The 6,000-nt window shown below is 74.4% G+C and carries 5 protein-coding genes; 2 read left to right on the top strand and 3 right to left on the bottom strand.

Annotated elements, in window-relative coordinates:
- From E1193_RS12775 to E1193_RS12765, 3 genes are all read right to left on the bottom strand, one after another.
- Nucleotides 1–220: amino acid permease C-terminal domain-containing protein (locus E1193_RS12775; RefSeq protein ID WP_279433330.1), on the bottom strand; the 220-nt coding region annotated here is incomplete at its 3' end.
- Nucleotides 221–305: 85 nt separating this feature from the next.
- Nucleotides 306–3,134 (bottom strand): adenylate/guanylate cyclase domain-containing protein, encoded by a 2,829-nt coding sequence (locus tag E1193_RS12770; RefSeq protein WP_132183397.1) that lies wholly within the window; start codon nucleotides 3,132–3,134, stop codon nucleotides 306–308.
- 151 nt (nucleotides 3,135–3,285) lie between these two features.
- The gene (locus tag E1193_RS12765; RefSeq protein ID WP_132183396.1) at nucleotides 3,286–3,510 is read right to left on the bottom strand and encodes a zinc ribbon domain-containing protein; all 225 of its coding nucleotides are present in this window, start codon (nucleotides 3,508–3,510) and stop codon (nucleotides 3,286–3,288) included.
- A gap of 56 nt (nucleotides 3,511–3,566) precedes the next feature.
- Here E1193_RS12765 and E1193_RS12760 point away from each other — a divergent pair, with 56 nt between their 5' ends.
- Nucleotides 3,567–4,835, top strand: coding sequence for a lytic murein transglycosylase (locus E1193_RS12760; RefSeq protein WP_132183395.1), 1,269 nt, complete (start codon nucleotides 3,567–3,569; stop codon nucleotides 4,833–4,835).
- 72 nt (nucleotides 4,836–4,907) lie between these two features.
- Complete coding sequence (locus E1193_RS12755; protein WP_132183401.1) at nucleotides 4,908–5,924, top strand: GNAT family N-acetyltransferase; 1,017 nt, start codon at nucleotides 4,908–4,910, stop codon at nucleotides 5,922–5,924.
- Nucleotides 5,925–6,000 lie beyond the last annotated feature (76 nt).

The following is a 6,000-nucleotide window of genomic DNA, read 5'->3' as shown; positions in this document are numbered from 1 at the left end:
CACCTGGCCCGCTTCTTCGACTGACCACCCGTCGATCAGGTGGTGGATCGCGGGAAGGTCGGCCGGTGGGAGACGGCTGGCGGGGTTCGGGAGCGGCGGCGTCGCGGCCCCCGAGCCGGTTGCGGCGGTAGCCGTAGCCGAGGTGGATCAGCGACCCGAGCAGCATCCAGGCGCCGAACCGCAGCCAGGTCTCCACCGACAGGTTGACCATCAGGTACATGCAGGCCAGCGCGCAGACGACCGTCGATCACCGCCTCGGGGGCACCTCGCCTGGCTCGGCTCCGACGCCGCCGCGCCGCCCCGGCTCAGGCCCATTCGCAGCGGCCCAGCTCCCACCGGGTCGGTCCGGGTTGGCGTGGCGTCTCCGGCCCGGTGGTGCCGAAGCGCGCCGAGTCCCCGCGAAGGTCGGGGTGCTCCACCGCGAGGGCCAACGCCGCCGCCTCCTCCAGCCCCAGCATCCCGCCCTCGCCGTACGCGGCGTCGAAGGCCGCGTCCCCCAGCCTGCGGCGCAGTTTCGCCTGCTCGTCGGTCCAGTAGGGGCCGTAGATGCCGGGCGAGGCACGCAGCCGCGCCCGGGTCGCCTGGGCCGCCCCGAAGAGCCGGGCCGCGGTGATCGGATCGTCGGCGCCGCACCGCACGGCCACCGCGCTGACCGTGTCGCAGGCCCGCCCGTGGTAGCCGTGGCTCATCCGCGAGCGGAGCGCCACCAGTAGGTGCTCGTGCGCCGCCACGCGGTCGCCCCTGGTCAGCGCGACCATGCCCAGCAGCATGTCCACCGACCGTCGGCCCCGCTCCACCACCCGGGCCGCCTCCACCGGGCGGGCCGCGCCGAGCAGCTCGGCCGCCTCGTCCAACGCACCCCGACGCCACAGCAGCTCGGCCAGGTTGTAGACGGCGAAGAGCGCGTCACCGGCCACCTCCTGCTCCCGCGCCCAGTCGATGACCTCCCGGCAGACCCGCTCCGCCTCCATGAACTGCCCCATGTCGATCAGCGGGGCGGCCCGCCCCGCCAGCACCCGGGCGAGCAGACCGGCGTCGCCGGCCTGCCGGGCCGCCGCCTCCGCCCGCTGCGAGTAGCGCAGCTCCTCGGTGAACTCACCGTCCGCGCCGGCGTGCAGCGAGTGCAGGTGGTACGCCGCCGCCAGCTCCGCCTCCGGAATCGCCTCGCCCGTCTCCGCGATCCGCCCGTAGAGCCGGAACAACCAGAGCCGGGCCTCCCGGGACAGGCCGCGCTCCCGCCACCACTGGTCCAGGCCGCCGGCCAGCCGCAGCCCGGCCCGGGCGCTGCCCCCGGTGGCGCACCAGCGCAGCGCCGCACGCAGCTCTCCGGCCAGCGGGTCCAGCGCGTACAGGGAGAGAGTGACCGGGCGACCGTCGGGCCCGAGGTGGGCCTGCTCCAGCGCGTGCGTCGACCACGCCACGTGTCGATCCCGGGCTGCCTGCTCCTCACCCGCCTCGGCCAGCCGGCGGGCCGCGTACGCGCGGATGGGGTCGAGCATTCGGTAGGTGCTGCCGGCGGCGTGCGGCTCGGCCAGCACCATCGACTTGTCCACCAACACCGAGAGCGGGTCGATCGGGTCGTCGTCGAGCAGCCACTCGACCGTGGGCAGGCTGACCGGCCCGGCGAACACCGCCAGCCAGCGCAGCAACCGGGACGCCCGGGGCCCCAGCGTCCGATACGACCAGGTCACCGTGGCCTGCATGGTGAGGTGCCGCGAGGCGGCGGAACGCTGTACGGCCCGGTGCGCCGGTGACGGCGGCGTGCTGCCCGACGCGGCGGCGACCAGGTCGACGGTGTCCCGCTGGTTGCCCGTCCAGGCCGGACACACCGGCGGGACACTGTCGACCCGCCCGGCGTCCAGGGTGCCGAGCATGTCGTCGAGGCGGGCGGCGAGCTGCCCGGCGGAGAGCACCCGGAGCCGGGCCGCGGCCAGCTCGATCGCCAACGGCAGGCCGTCCAGCCGCTGCACCACGCGATGCAGGTCACCGACCTCCGCCCAGTCCGGCGGCCGGCCACCCCGGGCCGCCACCGTCCGGTCCAGCAGCAGGGCCACCGCGTCGCTCTCGGCACGCCCCGGCTGCGGGTCGACCGACAGCGGCGGAATCCGCCAGACCACCTCGCCGGGGAGACCGAACAACTCCCGGCTGGTGGCCAGCACCCGCACCCCGCCGCCGCCGGCCAGCAGTCGGGAGATCACCTCTGCGCAGGCTGCGGGCTGGGCGTCGCAGGTGTCCAGCACCACCAGCATCCGGCGCGGGGCCGCGTACTCGACCAGCGTGTCGAGCATCGGGCGGCCCGGTTCGGGGCGCAGTCCGAGCACGGCGGCGACCGCGAACGCCACCAGCCCCGGGTCGGTGACCGTGGCGATGTCCACGAACCACACCCCGTCCGGGTAAGCCTCGACCAGCCCCGAGGCCAACTCCACTGCCAGCCGGGTCTTGCCGGCGCCACCGGCTCCGAGCACGGTGACCAGCCGGTGCCGGCGGACCAGCAGGTCCAGCTCGGCCCGTTCGGCCTGCCGGCCGATGAAGGAGGTGACCTGGGTGGGCAGGTTGTGGGCCGCCGCGTCGGCGGTGCGCGGTCGGGGAAACTGCCGTTCCAGGCCGGGGGCGACGAGTTGGAAGAGGCGCTCCCGGTCGTCGAAGCCGCGCAGTCGGTGCAGCCCGAGGTCGAGCAGGGTCGCGCCGCACGGGAGCGGGTCGGCGAGCCGGGCGGTCGACGCGGAGCAGAGCACCTGCCCACCGTGCGCGGCGGCGGCCACCCGGGCGGCTCGGTGCACCTCCGGGCTGGCGTACTCGCCGTCGCGCGGTTCGGCGTACCCGGTGTGCAGCCCCATCCGCACCCGAGGTATCGCGTCCGGGTTGGGCCAGTCGTACGTGGACAGTGCCCGCTGCCCGGTCAGGCAGGCGGTGAGCGCCGCCGACGCGTCCGGGAAGGCGAGGAAGAACGAGTCCCCCTCGGTCAGCAGTTCCGCGCCGTCGGTCGCGGCGAGGGTGTCCCGCAACAGCCGGCGGTGTTCTCGCAGCACCGGGCGATAGCCGGCGCCGAGCAGTTGGGCCAGCCGGGTCGACCCCTCGATGTCGGTGAAGACGAAGGTCACCCAACCGCTCGGAAGGGAAATCCGTGGCGACATGCGTGGCACCTCCGCCCTGACGTCAGGTTCGATACTGCCCTATGGTCAGACCGTCACGCATCGTGAGAACGGTCGGCCGGCGCCCGCCCCAGGGTGCCGTCCCACCAGGCAGACCGCACGACGGGAGGCCCGGCCCGGCCGGCGGCGACGGTCAGCCGCAGCAGCCACCGCCGCAGCACCCACCGCCGGCCGGGGCCGCCGGGGCGGCGGACGGGGCCCCCGCACCACCTCGACCGGTGACCGCGACGGTGGAGAGGAGCTTGACCGTGTCGGCGTGCCCCTGCGGGCAGGACGCCGGCTCACCGGCGTGCGCCATCGGGCGGTTGACCTCGAAGGTGTCGCCGCAGGCGCGGCAGCGGAACTCGTACCGGGGCATGCGTTCAGCGTACGACCGGCCCTGCCGTTGCGGGGGGCATGGGTGATACTCGACGGGTGTCCAGCGGCGAGGAGAGTGCGAGGGTGCGATCCCTACGACCGGCGACGCCGCCCGACGGGCCGCTCGGCAGCTCCGACGCCGCGCCCGACCCGGCACCGCCGCCCCACTCCCGCCGTCTGGTCCCGGACGAGGCGCGCCCCGCGTCGGCCGACCCGGCGCTGCCGGCCGAGGCCACGACGGTCGAGCCCGCGACGGCGGACGCGACGAAACTCGACGGGCCGAAGGCCGGCGGGCCCGAAGCCGACGCGGCGGAGGCCCGCACGGCCGGGGACGACGCCGCCGCCGAGGACGAGGCGGCCAGGAGCACGGCCAGGCGGAGGCGGCGGATGCCGTTCGCCCACGCCGTCCGGCTGCCCCCGCCCCGGCAGGCGGTGACCGGCGCGGCCCGGGTCACCCGGGCCTGGGCCCGACGGCCCAGCGGCCGGCTGACCCTGTCCGGGGTGTTCCTCTTCGCGCTGGTCGCCACGACCGGTGCGGTGGGCGCGGTGGTGGTCCCTGCCGTGTGGTCCACGAAGCCGGTCGCCGTGGACGCCACCGACCCGGGCGCCGCCGTGCTGCCCGCGCCGGGGGCGCTGCCCGACGCCACCGCCGCGGCGGTGGTCCCCGGACCACCCGTGTCCCCCGGGCTCGCCGCCACCGCGCTTCCGGGTGGGGTGGCGACGAGCGGCCCGGCGACCGTCCCCGGCACCGCACGGCCCGCCGACACGATCGCCGACTGGGCGCGCGTCACCGGCGCCAAGGTGGGTGTCTCCCCGGTGGCGATGCAGGCGTACGGCTACGCCGAGTTGGTGCTGGCCGAGACGAACCGCGGCTGCCAGCTGAGCTGGACCACCCTCGCCGCGATCGGTTACGTCGAGTCCCGGCACGGGCAGGCCAACGGCGCCACGCTGAAGTCCACCGGCCGGGCCGAGCCGGAGATCATCGGCGACCCGCTCGACGGCAACGGCGGCCGTTCCCTGATCCGGGACACCGACCGAGGGCTGTTCGACCGGGACACCACCTACGACCGGGCGATCGGGCCGATGCAGTTCATCCCGACCACCTGGCAGGAGATCGGCGCGGACGCCGACAACGACGGCCGGAAGGACCCGCACGACCTGGACGACGCGGCACTGGCCGCCGGGAGGTACCTGTGCAAGGGCGGCCGGAACATGACCGTCCCGGGTGACTGGTGGGGTGCCATCCTGTCCTACAACGACGTACGCCGGTACGCCACCGACGTGTTCGACAAAGCCAACGAGTACGGCCGGGCCAGCCGTACGTGACGTGATCGGCCGCATACATTGCCGGACCGGACACTTCCCCCAGACAGTTCTTGCCGGCAAGCTGTACGGGTGATGGTGCGCGAGTGGGATCCCCGGACCGCGTCGTCCGACGAGATCGGGTCCGTGCTGGACACGCTGAACGCGGTCCTGGCGGCGGATCTCCCGCAGGATCCGCCCTGGCGGGAGGGGTCCCTGCGGGAATATCTCTCCGAGGTGATGCCGGGGGAACGGCGGATTTCGTGGGTCGCCGAGGGCGGTCCCGGCCCGGACGGTGCCCCCGGCCGGATCCTGGGGCACGTTCACGTGCTGCTGCTCGGGGACATCGGCGTGCTGGAAGTCCTGGTTCACCCGTCGCTTCGGCGCACCGGCCTGGGCCGACAGCTGGTGCTGACCGCGGCCCGCCGGGTCTACCAGGAGGGCTTCCGGTCGATCGGCGTCGAGGTGGTCGGTGACACGCCGGCCGTCGCCTTCTACGAGTCGCTCGGTTTCACCCGGGAGTACGTCGAAACCCGTAGCGTGCTCGACCTGACCTCGGTGGACTGGCCGGCGCTGACCGAGATGGCCGGCGGGGTGGGCGCCGGATACCGTCTGGAGTTCTGCCCGGGCGGGCCGCCGGACGACCTGATCGAGGCGTACGCGCGGGCGAAGGCCGAGGTGCGCGACGTCGGGGACGGTGAGCTGCGCCCCAGTTCGTACGACCCGCAGCGGCTGCGTGACAGCCTGGACACCCTGCACCGGCGCGGCATGAAGCCGTACATCGTTCTGGCCCGGCACGAGCAGACCGGGGAGGTGGCCGGGCTGACCGAGGTGGTGGTGCCGGCACAGCACCCCACCCGCGCCGACCAGTACGACACCATCGTGGTGCAGGATCACCGTGGCTACGGCATCGACCGGGCGATCAAGGCCAGGATGCTGCTGGAGCTGCGCTCGGCCGAGCCCGAGCTGGTCGAGGTGCAGACCTGGAACGCGCAGGCCAACGAGGCCATGCTGAAGGTGAACGCCGAGCTGGGCTACCGTCCCGACCGGGAGTGGTGCGAATACAGCGTGGACGTCGCGGAGCTGGTGCACCGCCTCGACCCGACCCGCTGACCTTAACGGCAATTCACCACATCGCCGCCCGGGGGATGGACGGCGGCCAACAGCGACGCTTAACGTGCGTGGGTTC

This window comes from Micromonospora sp. KC606 (assembly GCF_004348675.1).
GTDB lineage: Bacteria > Actinomycetota > Actinomycetes > Mycobacteriales > Micromonosporaceae > Micromonospora.
This window is presented reverse-complemented; position numbering and strand designations above follow the sequence as displayed.